This is a genomic window from Marinobacter sp. MBR-99, assembly GCF_040547575.1.
Classification (GTDB): domain Bacteria; phylum Pseudomonadota; class Gammaproteobacteria; order Pseudomonadales; family Oleiphilaceae; genus Marinobacter.
Genome location: NZ_JBEPPY010000002.1, coordinates 72,687 through 91,600, shown reverse-complemented (window position 1 = coordinate 91,600; position 18,914 = coordinate 72,687). Strand labels below are relative to the sequence as shown.

Sequence of the window (18,914 nt, the reverse complement as noted above, 5' to 3'; positions counted from 1 at the left end):
TCCGTGGTTAAACACAAGGGAGACGTCTGTCATGAGTTATACCATTCCTTCCTGGCTCCCCTGGGGCCTGACTGCAGCCGCGATTGGCCTGGTGCTGGTTCAGAGCATCATCCATGGGCGTCAGATCAGTGCCTTGCGGGCCTCCGTTAAACAGCGTTGCGATACCCTCGGCCGTGAATTGCATGCCACAACCAGCGGCAGTATTGGCGTTGGCCAGCGCCTGGTGGCCTGCGAACGGCAGCTGCACGAACTGCGCAACTCTCTGGATGAAATGCGCCAGAACGACCCGCTGAGAATTTCCTACGACGAAGCGGCTCGCCTGGTTGATCTTGGTGCGGATATCGACGATCTTATGAATACGTGCGGAATATCCCGCCCCGAGGCCGAACTGGTGTCAGCGTTAAAGAAACGTCAGGCGGCCTGATCCATTGCTGTCACAGGCGCTGCTGAATGAAGAAACTCTACCCGAGAGCCGTCGAGGCTCTCAATGCCGTAGACCGGCGGGCGTTCGTCTCCGGTGTTGATATTGGCCCGTCGATTACCGGCCACTCCATTCCCAGGGAAGAAACCGTTGAGCATCTGCTGGCGCTTTGCCCGGAGATTGAGCCTGACCACGTGGTCATGCACATTGGTGGTGGTTCCGGTTACCTCACGGCCGTGCTCTCCGAGCTGGCGTACCGCGTCCTGTACGTTGATCGCAATCCGGTGCTTGCCGAAAAAGCCAGAGAACGCTTTACCCTTGGAGGCAAACACAACGTCGAGGTTCTGGTGGCTGATGCCGGCAAGGGCATGCCGACGGATCAGCTATGTGACCTGATTCTGTGTACCACCTTTATTGCTGAGCCCGCGGCTTTGGTCACCGCGTTGCGGGATGGCGGCAAACTGGTGTGCCTGGAAGGCCGGGCGGGACCGGTTCCGAGTCTGGCCATGTTCCAGCGCAGTGGCACCCGGATTGAACGGGTTCGAACCCTGGGTTGGGTGGATTTTAACCGCAATGCCGAACAGATCCTGATTGATCTTGGCATTGTGGACGAGGCGGTTCTGGCCCAGGCGCGGGCAGAAGCGGCAGGAAGGAATGAGCGTATTCTGGACGTGGTCCGGCGCAAGCTGAATCTTGAAGAGATTGATCTGTACCGATCCCTGGCCCAACAGCGTGGGATGACCTTTACGGATGCTGACGAAGTGCTCGGCAGCCTGCAACCTGCACTGTTCAGGCGGTTCTCCCGCACCTTCCTCGATCTTTCCCGGATGATCCCGGTGGCAGAGGAAGACGGCAGCTTGACGGTGGTAACCGATGACCCTGACGCCCACACCGATCAGCTCGAACGCCTGACTCCCAGGCACACGATTGTCTGCCTGCTGGTTACACCCACGGATTTTCGCAGGATCTGGTCAGCGCTTGATCTGACGGTCAAGGGCAGCCGTTTTGTCGCAGAGCATGGCAAGACCGTTCCGGAAGATGAGAATGAGCGGTCCCGGGATTTGTTGGGAGAGGAGAAGAACAACAATCGGAACATCAGCCCCTATCTGGTTTCCGTGTATGAGGCCATACTGCTGGACGCCGTCAGTGAGAAAGCCAGCGATATTCACATCGAGCAGTACGAAAACCGGGTTCGTATCCGGTTACGTGTAGATGGCGAGTTGCGTGACCTTCCCCAGTACCAGTTATCTGCCCGTGAAATCCGGGGCGTGATCAATGTTATCAAGCTCCGGGCCGAGCTCAATATTGCAGAACACCGTTTGCCTCAGGGTGGGCGCTCCCGATTGCAGCTCGGAAACACCTCCTACGACTTGCGAATTCAGACCCAGCCATCGTTGCATGGCGAAAATGCGATTATTCGGTTATTACCCCAGACCGGGCGGGCCATGACCATCGCCGAGCTCGGCATGTCACCGGCCATCGGCAGCCGCTATCAGCGTTTGCTGGATAACCCGGCGGGACTGGTGCTGGTGGTCGGGCCGACCGGTTCGGGTAAATCGACAACGCTTTATGCAGGTTTGCAGACCCTTGCTGATGATGGTCGCCGTAAGGTGATCACGGTGGAAGATCCCATCGAGTATTCCATTGAGAACATCCAGCAAACCCGCGTGCGTGCGGACATTGGTTTCAGCTTTGCGGATGCCATGCGAGCGTTCGTGCGGGAAGATCCGGATGTCATTCTGGTGGGCGAAATCCGGGACCAGGAGACGGCTCTGGAAGCTATCCGGGCCTCCCAGACCGGGCACGTGGTGCTGTCGACACTGCATTGTAACGACGCTGTGGATTCCCTCCAGCGCCTGTACGATCTCGGGGTTCACCCCAACTCTATCGCCGGTGAACTGCTGGCGGTGATTGCACAGCGTCTGGCCAAGCGCATCTGCAAACATTGTCGCAAACCGGCCAAACCGGACCCTGCCATTATGGCCGAGGTGTTCCCGGATGGCGCCCCTGCGGACTTCCGCTGTTTCGAGGGTAAAGGCTGCGACAAATGCAACGGCCGTGGCACCCAGGGGCGGGTGGCCATTATTGAGTATATGGAAGTGGAATCCGATATCCGGAACGCCATCTCCAGCCAGCCACCTATCGGTGAGCTGCGTTGGCGGGCACTGGATGCCGGTCTGGTAACCATGCGGGACAGCGCGCTGGATCACGTTATTGAGGGGATCATCCCGTTGTCGGAGTTGCCTCGCATCATACCGAGAGAGCGAATGGCACCGGAAGTTCGCGGCGGTCGCAGGAGTATCGGATGAAACAGAACAAACAAGCAGCCCGGCCTGCCCAGCGGGAACCGGCCGAGGTGACCTACCGGGAAGAGCTCGAAAAACTGATCGCCATGGACCTGGGCCCGATTCCGCCTGGCTGGCAAATGTCTCCCCGTGGAGTGGAAAAATTCCTGCTGGGCGATGAGACGCTGGGCATCGAGCGCAAGTTCGTTGCCGATCGTGGTGTCGTGGTCCGTATTATTATTTCCCTGTGCACCAGCCGTGGTTGCTTGCTGGTTGGTGAGCCGGGAACGGCCAAGTCCTGGCTATCTGAGCTGTTGGCGGCAGCCATTTCCGGCAACTCCACGTTGACGCTTCAGGGCGGTGCCATCAGTCAGGTTAGCCAGCTGTTGTACAGCTGGAACGAAGCGATTCTGCACAGTGAAGGACCAACCCTGAACGCCCTGGTGCCAACACCATTGCTACGGGGCATGATGGAAGGGCGCCTGGTTCGCTTCGAAGAAATCGCCCGCTGCCCTCAGTCGTTGCAGGACGCCATACTGTCGGTATTGTCTGACCGGGTTGTGGTGATTCCGGAACTGGCCGGGGAGGAAGGGGTCATCCTGGCTCGGGAAGGGTTCAATCTGGTGGCTACCTCGAACAGCATCGATGAGGGCGTGCATAGTATGAGTGCCGCCCTCAAGCGCCGGATGGATTTCGAAGAAATCCGGCCTATCCGCCACCTGGCTGATGAAATGGACGTAGTCCTTCGTGAGGTGGCCAAGGCGAATCGGCGTGCCGGTGTCGAGGTGGCGCTGGATGAGCCAGTGGTTGAGGTGTTGGTGACGCTGTTTCACGAATTGCGCAACGGCCAGACCCTGGATGGACGAAGCACCGACCGCCTGGCGGGCGCCGCCCTTTCAACCGCCGAAGCTGTCTCGGTGGCCCACGCGGCCAGCCTGAATGCCTGGTACTTCGGTGGCGGAGCCATGACCGTGGAGCACCTGATGCACCATATCATTGGTTCCGCACTCAAGGATCAGCCGGAAGACCGGCGGCGCCTGAAGCACTATTTCGAGACCGCAGTGGCGCCCCGCAAAGGGGATCATTGGCAGCAGGCCTGGGCCCTGCGCTCACTGATTAACTGAAGCGCTGCCCCCGATTGGCCGGGCGTCTCCGGGCGTCCGGCCCCGAATGTGAAACGCGAAAGCGAGTATTTCCGCAATCACCCGGTAAAGCTCTTCCGGGATTTCCTCGTTCAACGACAGTCTGGCGAGAATGCTGGCCAACTCGGCATTTTCATACAGCGGCACGTCGTGCTCCCTGGCGATGCGGATAATCTCTTCCGCCAGTTCCCAGGTCCCGGTTGCTGCGATAACCGGTGCCCGCTCGCCATCGTATTTCAGGGCGACGGCTGCCGGTATGGCTGTGTCAGTCTGTTTGTTCTTCATGCCTTGGTGTCCACCAGTCGGTGTTCCAGTCGGGTTTGTGTGCGCTGGGGGCTGCCGCGCCGGCAATCCAGGTCTTTTACCTCCAGCCCCAGGTCGGTCAGGCTCTGGCGAAGCAGCGGCAGTTCTTCGTTTACCTGGCGCAGGGTGCTCTGCTTTTCCGCCCACACCTGTGCACTGACCGATGGATACCGGAAAGAAACGTCGAAGTGAAGCGGCCCGGCTTCGTCCAGATCCATGGACAGCGCCAGCCGCCATTCACTGACAGTGGCATGACCGGTGGCTTTGGCAGACTCCTCGTCCCTTTCATATTGTTCCAGCCGCAGTTGAGCCATTCGTGGTTCCTGATGCGGCGTCAGCCAGGGCAATTCGATCAGTAGCGTGTTGGTGGGTGTGCCGGGTTCGGCACCGGCCCTGGCAGTAAGCACCTGGCTATGGAGCTGATTGACGGTAATCCGGTTCAGCATGCCGGCCAGCAGGCGCAGGGCCTGTGCCACCGACAGCGGTTCGGCCGTGCTGGTTGATGAGGGGCCAGTGGTATTCGGGAATTGCAGAGGTGATTGAACCAGGTCGTGGCTGGCAAGCGGTGTCAGCCGATTGAAGTGTTCAGGCCCCTGGCCCTGTGCAGCCAGGAGTGCATCTGCAACCCGAGCCAGGGCCAGCTTCAGATCGGTCGGCGAACCCTGGGCCGGGCTGGAATGCAACAACCTGGATTCTGCGAAAACTCCACTTTCGGTTAGCCATTGCCGGACCTGTTGGGCAATACCATCGGTCTTGCCCACGCCGGGTGCCAGGGCATCCGAGCGGGGCAGGCTGGCAAGCAGGTTCTGCAGTTGTTGCTGGGCCAGGGCAGGCAAGGGGAGTGCGGTGTTGGCGGCCGGCGGTTGGCCGGGCTGTAGCGCCGGTTTCAACCCGTTGGTCAGGCTTTGCAGCAGTTGCCCGAGCCCGGTTTGCAAGTTCTGCTGCCAGGGCAGCCTCTGGGCCAGTGCTCTCGCAATACTGGCGTCCGGCCCCGGAGCCAGCTTGCCAAGTAGTTGCAGCTCGTTGCCGGCCCGCATCACCTTGATCAGGTCACCTACAGACAGGCCTGCGGAATCCCGGCCGCTCGCAACCGCCAGGGCGCGGCCTCGCAACTCCAGAATCAGCTCGTGGCCGCCGCCCTTCTGTTGCACAATGTCGGCTACTCGCGCAATGGCAGCCTCGTTATTAGCGAGACGGAGCTGAGTTAACTGTTGCTGTGCGGATTTGAGAGGGTCTGCCCGGGGCACAGGCGATACGCCGTCCCGAAGTTCAGGGGGAGCCTGCCCGGGAGAAGTCCGGGCCGCTGGCGAGTCTGGAACTTTGACTGGTGGTTGTCCGCCGTTCAGCTTCATTGTCATGGATTTGATGTTGGGCAAGAGTATTCCGGTAACGCTTTCGTTATAATACGCCGCGCTGGCAACGATTGCCTTGATTTCATGATGGCACCTGCGTGACCTTCATCCATACACCCGATGCCTGCTGCGCATCCTTCGTCCTGAAACGGGGCCCTGATGTCCGAACCGTTACTACAGGCGGTTGATCTCGAGTGTGAACGGGATGAGCGCCTGTTGTTCCAGAACCTGTCTTTCTCCATAGTGCCCGGTACGCTCACCCGTGTCGAGGGCCCCAATGGCTCAGGTAAAACAACCCTGTTGCGCATTCTGGCAGGCCTCAATGATGCCTGGTCCGGGGAGATTCTGTGGTGTGGACAGCCCCGGGCTCATGATCGCGAGTCATTTTACCGAAACACCCTGTACCTGGGCCATCGCCCCGGTATCAAACCGTTGCTGACACCGCTGGAAAACCTGCGGGCATTGATGGCGGGCCGTCGCCCAGTCAATGACGAGGTGTTGGTTCAAGCCCTGGCCGGCACTGGCCTGGCGGGTTTTGAACATGTCCCCTGTCGCAACCTCTCGGCAGGCCAGCAGCGCCGGGTTGCGCTGGCTCGGTTGCTGATCGCCGACGAACCCTTGTGGCTATTGGACGAAGTATTTACCGCCATCGATGCGGACGGCGTTCAGGCCATCGAAACCCTGCTTCAGCAGCGAGCGGCAGAGGGCGGCGCCATTCTGGTCACCACCCACCATGACCTTCAGGTTGAGGGAATGGGCCGCATTACCTTGGGCAGGGGGGCGGCGTGATGAATAGCCCGGCAAACCCTGGGATAAAGCCGGTGGAGCAGGGCGTCGGGCCTGTCAACGCTATGGTGGCAGTGTTTGCCCGCGACGTCAGAGTCGCGTTCCGGCAGCGCCAGGATCTGCTTAACCCCCTCCTGTTCTTCGTTATGGTTGTCACTCTGTTTCCGCTCGGTGTCAGCCCCGAGGTAGAATTTCTGAAACAGTCAGGAGCGGGGATTCTCTGGGTGGCAGCGTTGTTGTCGGTGTTGTTGTCGCTTGATCACCTGTTCCGGCATGACTTTGATGACGGCACCCTGGAGCAACTGGTGTTGCAGCCGCAGCCCCTGTTTTTGCTCATCCTGGCAAAGACACTGGCGCACTGGATGCTGACTGGCCTGCCTTTGGTGCTACTGACCCCCGTTTTGGGTGTCATGGTGCATCTGGACGGGAACTCTGTTGCAATTCTGTGTCTAACGCTGCTGATCGGCACACCGGTACTCAGCCTGATCGGCTCCATTGGTGCTGCGTTGACACTGGGGCTGCGTTCTGCGGGCGTGCTCTTGTCATTGTTGATTATTCCGCTGTACATTCCCGTGCTGATTTTCGGAACCGGCACGGTGGCAGCGGCAGCCGAGGGTGCTCCAGTGGCTGGCTATGTAGCCCTGATGGGGGCTTTCTTGGTGCTGGCCCTGACTCTGGCCCCGTTCGCTTCCGCGGCAGCGTTACGGATCAGTATGTCAAACAGTTAAACGCCCCGGGTGTGCCCCGCCGGCAAAACGAACAGTGAACAGTAAGACGGTGACCAACTGATGTGGCAATGGTTTCACAAATTGGGTTCTCCCAAGTGGTTCTACGGGATTGCAACCCGGTTTATGCCCTGGCTTCTGGCTGGCGGTTTGCTCCTGCTGGTGGCGGGGCTGGTTTGGGGGCTGGCTTTTGCGCCCAAGGACTACCTGCAGGGCAATAGCTACCGGATTATTTTCATTCACGTGCCGAGTTCTTTCCTTGCCCAGTCGATTTATGTCTCCATGGCGGTCGCTGCGGTGGTGACTCTCGTCTGGCGCATGAAACTTGCTGATGTATTTGTCAAAGCGATAGCACCGGTGGGCCTTGTTTTCACGTTTCTGTCGCTGTTTACCGGCGCGGTATGGGGCAAACCCACCTGGGGCACGTGGTGGGTTTGGGATGCTCGCCTGACGTCCATGTTGATCCTGCTGTTTCTCTATGGTGGCGCCATTGCCCTGGATAGGGCCATTAATGATGAAAAGTCCGCCGCTCGTGCCGTTGCTGTCCTGGTTCTTGTGGGGGTAGTAAATATCCCGATTATTCAGTACTCCGTGGAGTGGTGGAATACGCTGCATCAGCCATCAACATTTACCTTGACCGAAAAGCCTGCCATGCCCATGGAGATGTGGATGCCGTTGCTGTTGTCGGTGTTGGGCCTTTACCTGCTGTTTGGCTGGTTTGCCTGCATCAGAATGAAAACCGAGATTCTGATTCGGGAGCAGAGAACCCGTTGGGTAAAAGAAATGATTCTGGCAGGAAGGACATAACCGATGGCGTTTGATTCGTTCTCAGCATTCATTGCGATGGAAGGCCACGGACCCTACGTCTGGGTCTGTTACGCGGTATTTGCCATTCTCCTTGCCGGCATGATGATCTGGTCGGTGAAGCGAAATCAATGGGCCCTGGAAGACTGCCGGCGCAGACATGAAACAGAAAGCCGGGCATCTGCCAAGGCACCGGGAAAGGCATCGGCAACCTTTACCCGGGTTGAAATTCCCCAAGACTGAAGAGCAGGTAATACATGCATCCGATTCGGAAAAAGCGACTGACCATTGTTTTGTTTCTGGTAGCCGGGCTTGCTATCGCAGTTGGCCTGACCACCTACGCATTTCGCCAGAATATCAATCTGTTCTACGACCCCAGCGAAATCGCAGACGGCAAGGCGCCGGTGGATGTTCGTATAAGGGCGGGCGGCATGGTCGAAGAGGGCAGCGTGTTGCGCGATCCGGAAAGCCTGAAGGTGGAGTTTCGGGTAACCGATTTTGCCGCATCCGTTCCAGTTGAGTACGTGGGTATACTGCCGGATCTTTTTGCAGAGGGACAGGGTGTGGTTGCCATGGGCCGGTTGAACGCCGATGGACGATTTGTGGCTGACCAGGTTCTGGCCAAGCACGATGAGAATTATATGCCACCAGAAGTGGCCGAAGCCCTTGAGCGGGCGTCGAAAGGCAGGCATCCCGCGGCTGATGCTGAAAAAGCCGCAGAATCCGCTGCATACTGATTACTTAATTCAAACCCTGTCACTGGAGGAATCCGATGTATCCGGAACTCGGACAGCTTGCACTGATTATTGGGCTGCTGCTGGCAGTACTCCTCGCCACCGTCCCTCTCGCCGGGGCAATGACCGGACGTGATAGCCTGCAGGCTTTTGCCCGCCCGCTGTCCGCCGGTATGTTTGTGTTCACCGGTCTGTCGTTTGCAGTGCTGACCCATGCCTTCATGGTGGACGACTTTTCCGTTGCTTACGTAGCGAACAACAGCAACAGCATGTTGCCCTGGTATTACAAGTTCAGTGCCGTGTGGGGAGGGCACGAGGGCTCTCTTCTGCTGTGGATTCTGATGCTGGCTGGCTGGACTCTGGCGGTGGCAATTTTTAGCCGTAAGCTCCCGTCAGTGATGGTGTCGCAGGTACTGTCTGTGATGGGCATGATCTGTGTCGGGTTCTTCCTGTTTATTATCATTACATCAAACCCCTTTGAACGTATCCTGCCCAATATTCCGGCCGATGGCCGGGATCTTAATCCGCTGCTGCAGGATATTGGTTTGATACTGCATCCACCCATGCTTTACATGGGCTATGTCGGTTTCTCCGTTGCCTTTGCCTTTGCCATTGCAGCGTTGATCAACGGTAAGCTGGATGCAGCCTGGGCGCGCTGGTCGCGGCCCTGGACCACGGTAGCCTGGTCTTTCTTGACGCTTGGAATTGCGCTTGGAAGCTGGTGGGCCTATTACGAGCTTGGCTGGGGCGGCTGGTGGTTCTGGGATCCGGTGGAGAACGCCTCCCTGTTGCCGTGGCTGTCTGGCACTGCCCTGATGCATTCCTTGGCCGTGACCGAGAAACGCGGCGTTTTTAAAAGCTGGACAGTGTTATTGGCGATTGTCACCTTTTCACTGAGCTTGCTGGGGGCATTCCTGGTTCGCTCCGGCGTTCTTACGTCGGTGCATTCGTTCGCCAATGATCCTGAGCGGGGAACGTTCCTGCTGGCGTTGCTGGGAATCACTGTTGTCTGCAGCCTGACACTGTACGCTTTCCGTGCTCCGGTGGTGCATGTGCGGTCCCGTTATGGCACCTTGTCGCGGGAGACCTTCCTCTTACTGAATAACGTATTACTGGTGGCTGCGACACTATTGGTCGCCCTTGGCACGCTGTACCCGCTTGTTCTTGATTACCTGAACATGGGTATGCTTTCGATCGGTGAGCCATTCTACAACGCGACATTCAGTCCGCTGGCTGTCGCCGCAGGTTTGTTGCTGGGCGCCGGTATCTTTTCCCGCTGGAAGAAGACCGACGGCGGATGGATGGGCCGTAAACTGCTCTGGCCACTGGCGGTCAGCATACTGGTCACAGCAGCGGTGATGCTGAACTACGGCGGTTTTGCGCCGTGGGCATTCGCGGGCGTATTTGCGGCGGCCTGGGTGACCCTGGCTACGGTCTGGGATTTGTGGGACAAGTCTGCCTCCCGGAAAGGTCGTTGGCACGGTTTGAAACGGCAGTCCCGGAGCTACTACGGCATGGTGCTGGGGCACCTGGGTATGGCCATGGTTATGGCTGGCGCCACAGTGGTCTCGAACTATGGCATCGCGCGGGATGTCCGCATGGTTCCGGGTGGTTCTGCAGACGTGGGTGACTACACCGTGGTGTTCAATTACATCGGGGAGCGGCAAGGTCCCAATTTTACTGCCCAATATGGTGAGTTCGACGTATTCCTTGACGGCCGGCAGGTTGCCAGTCTGCACCCAGAGAAACGCAATTACCCGGTGGGCATGAGCGTGATGACCGAGGCCGACATTGATGCGGGCTTCTTCCGGGATGTGTTTGTTGCCATTGGTGAACGTATCAGTGATGAAGCCTGGGCGATTCGTCTGCAGTACAAACCGCTGGTTCGCTGGTTGTGGTTGGGTTCCCTGATTATGGCGATTGGCGGTTTCCTGGCAATCGCAGATAAGCGCTACCGAATCCGCGTTAAGGCCAAAGCTGCGGCCAGTTCGGGCGAAAATGCACAACCGGTCGGCGCAAAGCCTTCGGAGGCGGGGACATGAAACGGTTGATGCTGTTTTTGCCTCTGGTGCTGGCTTTGGCGGTGGGGGTCTTTCTTGCAGCAGGCATTGGCAATGATCCGACAGAACTCGAATCAGCACGAGTTGGCAAGCCGGTACCTGAGTTCAGCCTTGAAAGTCTGCATCAGCCTGGTGAAATGCTTGACCAGTCGGTGTTTCAGGGCGAGGTGTCGTTGCTGAATGTCTGGGGCGAGTGGTGTCCGGCATGCTGGGACGAGCATGAGTACCTGATGTGGCTGGCTAACGACAAGGGTGTTCGCATTATTGGACTCAACTACAAGGATCAACGAGAGAATGCCTTTCGTTTCCTCGGGCGGCTGGGTGATCCCTATCAGACCATTATTTTCGATCCGCGCGGCAGCCTCGGCTTTGACCTTGGGGTATATGGTGCCCCGGAAACCTTCGTGATTGATGCCCAGGGCGTGGTGCGTTACCGCCATGTGGGCGTGGTTAACGAGCGGGTGTGGGAAGAAATCCTGTTACCGGTGGTCAACCAGGCCAGGGGGAATAGCTGATGCGATTTATACCTGTGGTTCTGGCGGCACTGCTGGCGTTGGCCCTCCCGGCTCATGCAGATTCGCCAGAGTTCTACGATTTTGACACCCGGGCCGAGGAGCAGCGCTTCAGAAACCTGATTGCTGAATTGCGTTGCCCGAAGTGCCAGAACCAGAACATCGCTGATTCCAATGCGCCCATCTCCAAGGATATGCGTGACCAGGTCTACTTGATGATGCAGGCCGGTGCCACCAACGACGAGATTGTCGGTTCCCTGGTCGATCGCTTCGGTGAGTTCGTCAAATACAAACCTCCGGTTGATCGCCGAACCATCATACTTTGGGCGTTTCCTGCCATTGCCGTGTTTGGTGGCCTGCTGATTGTGGCGGGTGTGGTGCTCAGGTCCCGACGTCGGGGTTCAGACGAGCCGGCGCTGAGTCCTGAGGAAAAAGCACGAGTCGAACAGATGCTGTCTGACAAGGATCCGTCTTCACGCAGCTGACCCCGGTAATACATTTTCAACTGTGATGATATCTCCATGACCGAAACATTCTGGATTGCCGCAACGGTACTCATTCTTCTGGCTTTGGCGTTTGTACTGTACCCGGTCGTTTTCCACCGTTCGAAAACGAGACTGGAAACCGATTTGAGAAACCAGAACCTGCTTGCCTATCGCAGCCGGCTGAAAGAGCTGGATAATGAACACGAGTCAGGCATTCTGGATGATGAAACATACGAACTGCTCAAGGATGAGCTGGCCGGCGCGATGCTGGATGACGTTCCAGAGAATGCGGTGCCTGAGAAACGCATTCCCGGGCGTCGCAGTGCTATGGTCATCGGCCTGGCGACGGTTCTGCTGCTGCCCGCCGGCACTTTTCTGGCCTACGATCGCTGGGGGGCCATGGAGCAGGTTGAACAGTACCTGACCATGCAGGAGATGAATGCCTCCGGTGGCCAGCAGGTGGCTCGGGTATCCGAATTGGCCGAACAGTTGCGTACTCGCCTGGAGGCTAACCCGGATAACGCTGACGGCTGGGCCATGCTGGGCCAAACCTACATGCGCATCGAGCGTTATGAAGATGCGGCCCGAGCGTTCCGGCGGTTGGCGTTGGTTGTTGACGAAGACCCGGCATCCAGCGCTGTCGCTCACGGTCTGGCGGCACAGGCACTGTTCTTCACCACCCAGGGTGAACTGACACCGGAAGTGCTGGAATCCATTGAGGCGGCACAGGCACGAAATCCGGATGAGGTGAACTCTCTGGGCTTGCTGGGCATCAGTGCGTTCAGCCAGCAGGACTACCAGGCGGCAATCGATTACTGGGAACGGATTGTTGAGGTGGCACCGGATCACCCTCAGATAGCTTCAATTCGCGGTGGTATTGATGAGTCCTATCGTCGCCTGGGGCAGCAGCCACCGGCGTCAGAGCAATCCACCGAGCCAGTGGCGGCAAGCGGCCCGGGTGTTTCTTTGTGGGTCTCTCTGGACGAAGATCTGCAGAATCAGGTACCTGCCGATACGGCATTGTTCATTTTTGCCCGTGCAGCGGGAACCAGCCAAGGCGCCCCGGTGGCGGTTGCCCGGCTGACCGCCGGTGCCTTGCCTGTGGAGATCCGGCTGGATGATCGCTATGCGATGTCACCGGAAACCACTATTTCGGCCGAGCAGGACGTAGTGATCATTGCCCGGCTCAGCCGCACCGGCAGTGTTAATCCTCAACCGGGCGACTGGCAGGGCAGGGTAGAGGCTCAGGTACAGTCACCTGAGGCGCAGGGCGAGCCGGTACAACTGGTGATTAATCAGAAACTCACAAACTGATCCAAACAATGGCGTGTACCCGGCTGGCCCGTCAGTTTGATAGGTCAGCGGGGTACAGAGGCGGTAAACCCGCCGTGTCTGCTGTTGCTGACTGATGGCTCCGGAGAGCTTCAAGATGTCTGGTCAGTTCTCTGGCCACCTGATCGCCGGATGATATCGGTTGATTTGAGAACAGCCCTTTCTGAAACTGCCGGACCGCTGTCGCAAGGTCGGCATTACCGCTGAAGTTGATCACATCTTCCAGAGTAACGAACGTCTGCCTGGGAAATCTCAGCTTTGCCCATTTCACAATCAGCCCGGTAGTCTGTGCTGAATTGGCGGCAATGGCCGCTTTCAGATTGCTGAAAGCCTGCCGTTCGCTCGCATCTCCCTGATGGCCTTCGTGCCTTGGTGGTGCGTGTCGTTTGCGGGAGTACCACCACAACCCTGCGGTGGCCAGCCATAAACCTGCCAGAACGAACGTTGTAATGAACCAAGGCGAGATCTGGACGGAGCCGGATGGGGCCGTATCAACAGTGTCGGGCCGTGTGTCAGGCGTTGCTCCGGACTCCGACACGGGCGCGGCAATCACAGCGCTCCCTCCTGCAATTGCGTATCGGCGGGGTGGCAATTCCGCGTATTCGAGCTGGTCAGTCTGGGTGTTCCACCAGGGGATGCGGATCGCGGGGAGCATGGCTTCGCCGGATTGCACCGGCACCAGAGCAGAGACTTGCTGAAGGGTCGAGCGCAGGCCGTCTGCCGTGGTTTCGGTATTCCTGAGCGGCTGTTCCGGGTAGCTGCGGATGGCATCAGGTACCGTCTGGGGCAGTGCCGGCAGAGCTTCGGAAGGCAGGCCAACGGCTTGCAGTGTCAGTTTGCGGTTCAGATTACTACCCGCTTGCAGTTCCCCGGAGGGCGGTAGCCCTTCATCGGTCAGGCTTAGTTGGCTGGCAGGCAACCAGGCTTGGTTGGCGGGATAGCTGTCGGGTACTGGCTTTACCCTTATATCAAAGAGCTCCTGGCGGTCTCGCAGAAAGCGGAGCTGGCCGGAGGCGTCACGGGCTTGCCCTTCGAAACGGATCGGGGATAACGTCAGTTCGCCTGGTTGTTGCGGGAAAATGGCATAGCGTCGCTCGACCACCCGGTAGCGAACCCCGTCGCGGTAGCGAGCGTATTCCCGCTGTTTGCCCAGGGGCTCAATGATTGCATCGGGATGTTCGGGTTCCGATAGCTCGCCCCGTATCAGGTTGCCCGAGAAGAACAGCTGGATAGTCAGCACCAGTTGTTCCTGTACATACACTTCGGCTTTATCCGCTGCCAGCTCGATAAAGCTGTCTCTGGCTGCAGCGGGTTGATTGGGTGGGGTGCCGTCGGTCACCTCGATCGTGACCGGGGATGAGCTGGCATCTTTGAACGTCAGCTCCGGGATGGTCAGAGTGCCGGTTCGGGTGGGCGCCAGCTGGTAGGTCCAGGTAATCTCGCCGACCATTTCATTGTTGACTGTTTGTACGCTGTAGCGCTGATTCCGCGCAAGAATCTCGAAATCCGGTACGACCTTTTCAATATCCGGTGATGGCAACTGGGAAAGATCAAAGTTGAACAGGTTATTCAGATTGATGTCGATTTTCATTGAGCCTTTGACCGTCAGTGTGAGCACTTCCCCCTGATACAACCGGGTGCGGTCTGGCTCCACAGACAGGGTGTCTGCCAGGGCCGGAGAGGTTATCAGCAATAGCAGCAGTCCAAGGTGGCTGATGGTTATGAGAAAGCGTTTTACCATGGTGTGTCGCCCTCGTCCGGTGTGGTCTGACGTTGTTGGTGTTGCTGCAGGAACTTGCGCTGCAGCAGTCCGCCGGGGTTGTCGGGTACGCGCCTGAGCCACTGCTCCTGGCCCTGAGTGAGGGGCTGTTCGGAGATGGCCGCCGGCGCCTCAGCGGTTTGCTCACCGGCATCCGGCTCTGTAGGGTCGGACGGTGCCTGCTGGGCGCTTTCCGTTGTATCCTGGTCCGGCTCCCCATCGTTCTGACCTTTGTCATCGGGCTGATCGGCGTCTGGCTGGCGGGATTGGCCGGGGTCATTGCCCTGATTGTTCTGCTCCGATTCTGAGCCATCTCCCTGCTGTGAATCCTGGTTCTGGTCACCGGAACTGTCTTGCTGGTCCTGGTTATCCTGGTTCTGATCGCCATTCTGTGAGCTGGACTCCTGCTGTTGTTCCAGCAACTGCCTGACCAGGTCATGGTTGGCCCGGGCATCCTCGAAATCGGGATCCTCATCCAGGGCCTGTTGGTAGGCTTCGAGAGCCTGCTCCAGTTGCCCGGCACGAGCCAGGGCATTACCCCGATTGTAATGACCAGTGGCGCCGGGCTGGTCCGCAAATACCTGGGCGGCATCATCGAACTTGCCATCCCGGTACAGGGCTGAGCCGCGCCAGCCTGGTTGCTGAAGCAGGTCCGCAGCCCGAGCCGGGTTCTGCTCGATCAACGAAGGTCCTCTTTGGTCTTCTCGCTGCCAGAGTCCTCCCCAGTCAAAGGCCATCACCGGTCGGGGAGCGAATGTCAGCGGCAGGATAGCCATCGCACAAATGGCAAAGGCGCCTTTTCGCCAGCCCAGCAGTAGCAAAGGCAGTGCAAGCCACAATAACCAATAGCCATCATCCTGCCAGCGATTGACAGTCAGTCCATCCTGGCCCTGATACCAGTCATCACTGATCACCGGCTGCAGTCTCAGTTGCTGGATGTCGGTGTCACCCAGGGTCAGTTCGTGGCTTAAGCCACGGTTTTCTCTCGCCAGCCGGGCAAGGTTCTCCGGGTCGGCACGGGTGATGACAATGTTTCCGTTGTCCCTGATGAAGCCGCGTTTGGCCAGGGGGATGGGGCCGCCCTCCCGGGAGCCTACTGCCAGGGTGTTCAGACTGTATGGTGTGCCATGCAAATGGGTACGGATATCGTTGTGATGTCGGGCTGGCACGTCATCGGCAATCAGCAGAATCCGGCCCCGGCCGGGAGCCCCCTGTTCCAGCAGCTCCACAGCGCGCTTGATTCCAAGGTCAGTCCGATTTCCCTGGGCCGGCATGATGGCCGGTTCCAGCACGTTGAGCATGGCTTCAATGGTGCGGCGATCTTCGGTCAGGGGTGTCACCACGTGGGCATCGCCAGAATACACCAGCAGTCCGGTCAGGCCTCCGTCCCGGACCGCCAGAATGTCCCGGATCTTGCGTTTGGCCAGGGTCAGCCGGTCAGGCTCAACATCTGTTGCCAGCATTGATAGCGACAGATCCAGCACGATGACCAGACTGTCCTCTGGCTGTTTGAGGGGAGTCGGCGCCTGTCGCCAGCTGGGGCCTGAGAGCGCGATCGCCACAACGAGTATGCCAAGGCTCAGCGGTAGCAGGGGAGATAGGAGCCTGGCTCCGGGTTGCTGGCCCTGGCGTCGGATCAACGGGTTCAGAAGCGCTTGCGGAATGTAGTGTTCCCAGCCGGTACCCCCTTGCCGGAGCCGATCGCGCATCACGTAGAGCAGGGGTATGGTCAGGGCCAGCAGCAGCCAGAGCGGGCGGATCAGGTGTAAATCAGCCATGGTCTGCCTCCGGTTTATCTGTCCTGCGCCGCATGCCCGCGCCCAGCCGTGTCGCCATGAGGATCATCCAGAGAGCGACCGATACGCTGGCTGGCCAGACATAGAGTTCGGTGACGGGCCGATAGAATTGCCCCTCCTGTTCAATGGGCTCCAGTTGATTGATGCTGTCGTAGATCATTTCAAGTTCCGGCAGGCTCCGGGCCCGGAAATAGCGCCCGCCTGTCTGCTCGGCCATGCGGGTGAGCAGGTCTTCGTCCAGGTCCCGGGACGGGTTGACCCGACGGGTCCCCAGAAGCCCTCGCTGGACCATGGAATCGGCGCCGATGCCGACCGTGTAGATCCTCACGCCAGCGGCCTCTGCAATCTCCGTGGCTTTGTCTGGCGTGATCTGGCCGGCGGTGTTGGCGCCGTCTGTCAGCAGCACCACTACCCGCTGCTCCTGGGGGCGGTCGCGCAGGCGTTTGATCGACAGGCCGATGGCATCACCGATGGCCGTTGCCCGTCCCGCCATGCCAATGCCGGATTCATGCAGCAGGGTGCGCACGGTTTCCCGGTCAAAAGTCAGTGGGGCCTGCACATAGGGCTCTGTGCCAAACAATATTAGCCCCAGCCGGTCACCTTCACGGTGGTCAATAAAATCGTCCAGCACCCGTTTTACCGCCTCCAGCCGGTCGATGCCGCGGCCGTGCAGAACCATGTCCTTTTCATCCATGCTGGGCGAAATGTCCACCACCAGCATCAGGTCGCGACCACTGACCGGCATCTGGATCTGTTCGCCAACATGCTGGGGCCTTGCGAGGGCCACAACCAGGCACAGCCAGGCCAGCAACAACAACAGTTGCCGCCACCGGGGTGTTGACTGGCCATTATTGCTGACCCCGGGTAACCCGGAAAGCCAGTGGCCGACCGGGATCACCGGTGCATCGCCAGACTTCTTGCCAGGTCGCCCGATGACCAACAGTGCAGGCAGCAGTGCCAGCAACAAAAGCCAGGGGTAAGCGAGGCTCATCATAGCTGCGCCTCTAGCCAGCGGATCGCGAAATTCAACGCTTGGCCCGGATCGGCCGTGGGTCTGGGTTGCCATGTGCTGGCCACCATAGCCTCCACCACCGGCCGGGAAGCGATTCGTTCGTCAGGCGCGGTTGCCAGTAAAAAGGCTACCCACTGCTCGCCAGACATGGCTTGCGGATTCTGACCGGGGTGGCTCCGCCGCGCCACGCGCTTCAGTAATGCGTTGAGTTCACTGAACCATCCAGGGGTCATGCTGGCACGGGCTTCAAGATCTGCCATCAAGCGGCGGGCCTCACGGCGCCATGCTGTATTGCGGTGTTGCCGTCGCCAAAGAATAACCGCGACCACAAGGCCAACGGCACACAATATTGCCAAAAGCCACCAGCCGGGCGCCGGGGGCCAGATTCCGCCGGTTTCTGGCAGGTGGATGTCCCGCAGTTGGGCCAGTGGGTCCTGTCCGTTCATCCGATTCGACCTCCCGGGCCCAGCGAAACACGAAGCGCGGCAGCCGGCTCCTGATGGGTCAGAATCGTTGCTGCCTGAACACCGGAGGTGCGGAAGCAGTCGGCCAGGTGTTGTTCATGGCTGGCCACTTTCTCACGCCATGCCTTCTGGAAAGAGGGGTTGGAGGCATCGAACCAGACTGGACCATCCGGGCCGGCAACGGCAAACCGGCCTTTTGATGGCAGCTCCTTCTCGAGCGGGTCAAGAATACGTATGGCGCTGACACTGTTGTGTCTTGCCAGTGCGCCCAAAAGGCTGGTTGTGTTGTCTGTGATCGTCATGAAATCGCTGATCACGACAATCCGACTGCCGGTATGGGCTACCCGGCGGGCTTCAGCCAGGGCTTTATCCAGCGGATGCTCACTGGCGGCCGACGGGGCGGGTGGTGAGTCAGACTGGTGCTGCAGGCCGGCGAGCTGATCCAGCAGCCGCAGTACCGATTTCTGGCGTCGCGCCGGGCGTAGCACCTCCAGTTTTTCGCCGTTGAACACCAGTCCGCCTACCTGGTCGCCCGCCCACAACGCCAGCCAGGCGAGCAATGCAGTGACCTGGGCGCAGCGCACCTGTTTATAGGCGCCGACGCTGGCGAAAAACAGGGTGGGCCCAAGATCAGCGATCAGCAGAACCGGACGCTCCCGTTCTTCTTCATACAATTTGGTATGGGGAGCCTGACGCCGGGCGGTTACTCGCCAGTCGATGCTCCGGATATCGTCACCGGGCTGATACTGACGAACTTCGGAAAAGGTCATTCCACGGCCTCGCTGGCGAGATTGTCGGAGGCCAGACTGACGGGACCGCACCGGCCGTGCCGAAGGCAGCTTTAGTGCCCGGGCGTCAGCCTGCAGTCGCACCAGCTCTTGCAAGGAGATGTGGGTGGCGGGAATTGCGTTAGCCATGCTGTCGTTACTGCCTCCTGCTGCA

Annotated in this window: 19 protein-coding genes; 12 read left to right on the top strand and 7 right to left on the bottom strand. The window is 59.1% G+C overall.

Annotation, left to right across the window (positions count from 1 at the left end):
* The first annotated feature begins 31 nt into the window (after positions 1 to 31).
* Genes ABIE59_RS02210 through ABIE59_RS02200 form a run of 3 tightly spaced genes read left to right on the top strand, consistent with a single transcriptional unit; the run spans position 32 to position 3,830 of the window.
* On the top strand, positions 32 to 424 hold the full coding sequence (locus ABIE59_RS02210; protein ID WP_354443854.1) for a DUF2802 domain-containing protein: 393 nt from the start codon (positions 32 to 34) through the stop codon (positions 422 to 424).
* Between the two features lie 26 nt (positions 425 to 450).
* A complete protein-coding gene (locus ABIE59_RS02205) occupies positions 451 to 2,730 on the top strand; it encodes an ATPase, T2SS/T4P/T4SS family (RefSeq protein WP_354443852.1) in 2,280 nt (759 codons plus the stop codon).
* Positions 2,727 to 3,830 (top strand): ATP-binding protein, encoded by a 1,104-nt coding sequence (locus ABIE59_RS02200; RefSeq protein ID WP_354443850.1) that lies wholly within the window; start codon positions 2,727 to 2,729, stop codon positions 3,828 to 3,830. Before ABIE59_RS02205 ends, ABIE59_RS02200 begins: the two co-directional genes overlap by 4 nt.
* Here ABIE59_RS02200 and ABIE59_RS02195 read toward each other — a convergent pair.
* Both ABIE59_RS02195 and fliK read right to left on the bottom strand, forming a co-directional pair.
* Complete coding sequence (locus ABIE59_RS02195) at positions 3,816 to 4,133, bottom strand: EscU/YscU/HrcU family type III secretion system export apparatus switch protein (RefSeq protein WP_152437771.1); 318 nt, start codon at positions 4,131 to 4,133, stop codon at positions 3,816 to 3,818. The genes ABIE59_RS02200 and ABIE59_RS02195 overlap by 15 nt on opposite strands.
* Positions 4,130 to 5,527 (bottom strand): flagellar hook-length control protein FliK, encoded by a 1,398-nt coding sequence (gene fliK, locus ABIE59_RS02190; protein ID WP_354443848.1) that lies wholly within the window; start codon positions 5,525 to 5,527, stop codon positions 4,130 to 4,132. Before fliK ends, ABIE59_RS02195 begins: the two co-directional genes overlap by 4 nt.
* A gap of 135 nt (positions 5,528 to 5,662) precedes the next feature.
* On the opposite strand from fliK, the gene ccmA reads away from it, so the two are divergent.
* The 9 genes from ccmA to ccmI are packed head-to-tail and all read left to right on the top strand — an operon-like array spanning position 5,663 to position 12,923.
* Positions 5,663 to 6,292 carry a cytochrome c biogenesis heme-transporting ATPase CcmA gene (ccmA, locus tag ABIE59_RS02185; RefSeq protein WP_354443846.1) on the top strand — a complete coding sequence of 210 codons (630 nt, stop codon included), beginning with the start codon at positions 5,663 to 5,665 and terminating at the stop codon, positions 6,290 to 6,292.
* A complete protein-coding gene (ccmB, locus tag ABIE59_RS02180) occupies positions 6,292 to 7,017 on the top strand; it encodes a heme exporter protein CcmB (protein WP_354443844.1) in 726 nt (241 codons plus the stop codon). The genes ccmA and ccmB overlap by 1 nt, the downstream gene beginning before the upstream one ends.
* Before the next feature lie 60 nt (positions 7,018 to 7,077).
* The gene (gene ccmC / locus ABIE59_RS02175) at positions 7,078 to 7,821 is read left to right on the top strand and encodes a heme ABC transporter permease CcmC (RefSeq protein WP_354443842.1); all 744 of its coding nucleotides are present in this window, start codon (positions 7,078 to 7,080) and stop codon (positions 7,819 to 7,821) included.
* 3 nt (positions 7,822 to 7,824) lie between these two features.
* Complete coding sequence (gene ccmD / locus ABIE59_RS02170; protein WP_354443840.1) at positions 7,825 to 8,061, top strand: heme exporter protein CcmD; 237 nt, start codon at positions 7,825 to 7,827, stop codon at positions 8,059 to 8,061.
* A 14-nt stretch (positions 8,062 to 8,075) separates the two neighbouring features.
* Positions 8,076 to 8,555 (top strand): cytochrome c maturation protein CcmE, encoded by a 480-nt coding sequence (gene ccmE / locus ABIE59_RS02165; RefSeq protein ID WP_354443838.1) that lies wholly within the window; start codon positions 8,076 to 8,078, stop codon positions 8,553 to 8,555.
* A 35-nt stretch (positions 8,556 to 8,590) separates the two neighbouring features.
* Positions 8,591 to 10,594: a heme lyase CcmF/NrfE family subunit gene (locus tag ABIE59_RS02160; protein WP_354443836.1), complete on the top strand. Its 2,004-nt coding sequence runs from the start codon at positions 8,591 to 8,593 to the stop codon at positions 10,592 to 10,594.
* On the top strand, positions 10,591 to 11,127 hold the full coding sequence (locus ABIE59_RS02155) for a DsbE family thiol:disulfide interchange protein (RefSeq protein WP_354443834.1): 537 nt from the start codon (positions 10,591 to 10,593) through the stop codon (positions 11,125 to 11,127). Before ABIE59_RS02160 ends, ABIE59_RS02155 begins: the two co-directional genes overlap by 4 nt.
* On the top strand, positions 11,127 to 11,609 hold the full coding sequence (locus ABIE59_RS02150) for a cytochrome c-type biogenesis protein (protein WP_354443832.1): 483 nt from the start codon (positions 11,127 to 11,129) through the stop codon (positions 11,607 to 11,609). The genes ABIE59_RS02155 and ABIE59_RS02150 overlap by 1 nt, the downstream gene beginning before the upstream one ends.
* 36 nt (positions 11,610 to 11,645) lie before the next feature.
* Positions 11,646 to 12,923: a c-type cytochrome biogenesis protein CcmI gene (ccmI, locus tag ABIE59_RS02145; protein ID WP_354443830.1), complete on the top strand. Its 1,278-nt coding sequence runs from the start codon at positions 11,646 to 11,648 to the stop codon at positions 12,921 to 12,923.
* 31 nt (positions 12,924 to 12,954) lie between these two features.
* On the opposite strand, the gene ABIE59_RS02140 is transcribed toward ccmI, so the two are convergent.
* From ABIE59_RS02140 to ABIE59_RS02120, 5 genes are read right to left on the bottom strand one after another with little or no spacing between them, the layout of a single operon-like run.
* Positions 12,955 to 14,682 (bottom strand): BatD family protein, encoded by a 1,728-nt coding sequence (locus ABIE59_RS02140; protein ID WP_354443828.1) that lies wholly within the window; start codon positions 14,680 to 14,682, stop codon positions 12,955 to 12,957.
* Positions 14,676 to 16,478, bottom strand: coding sequence for a VWA domain-containing protein (locus ABIE59_RS02135; protein ID WP_354443826.1), 1,803 nt, complete (start codon positions 16,476 to 16,478; stop codon positions 14,676 to 14,678). Before ABIE59_RS02135 ends, ABIE59_RS02140 begins: the two co-directional genes overlap by 7 nt.
* Positions 16,471 to 17,490 (bottom strand): vWA domain-containing protein, encoded by a 1,020-nt coding sequence (locus ABIE59_RS02130; protein ID WP_354443824.1) that lies wholly within the window; start codon positions 17,488 to 17,490, stop codon positions 16,471 to 16,473. Before ABIE59_RS02130 ends, ABIE59_RS02135 begins: the two co-directional genes overlap by 8 nt.
* Positions 17,487 to 17,954, bottom strand: a complete 468-nt coding sequence (locus ABIE59_RS02125) for a DUF4381 domain-containing protein (RefSeq protein WP_354443822.1) — start codon at positions 17,952 to 17,954, stop codon at positions 17,487 to 17,489. The genes ABIE59_RS02130 and ABIE59_RS02125 overlap by 4 nt, the downstream gene beginning before the upstream one ends.
* The gene (locus ABIE59_RS02120; protein ID WP_354443820.1) at positions 17,951 to 18,889 is read right to left on the bottom strand and encodes a DUF58 domain-containing protein; all 939 of its coding nucleotides are present in this window, start codon (positions 18,887 to 18,889) and stop codon (positions 17,951 to 17,953) included. The genes ABIE59_RS02125 and ABIE59_RS02120 overlap by 4 nt, the downstream gene beginning before the upstream one ends.
* Between the last annotated feature and the right edge of the window lie 25 nt (positions 18,890 to 18,914).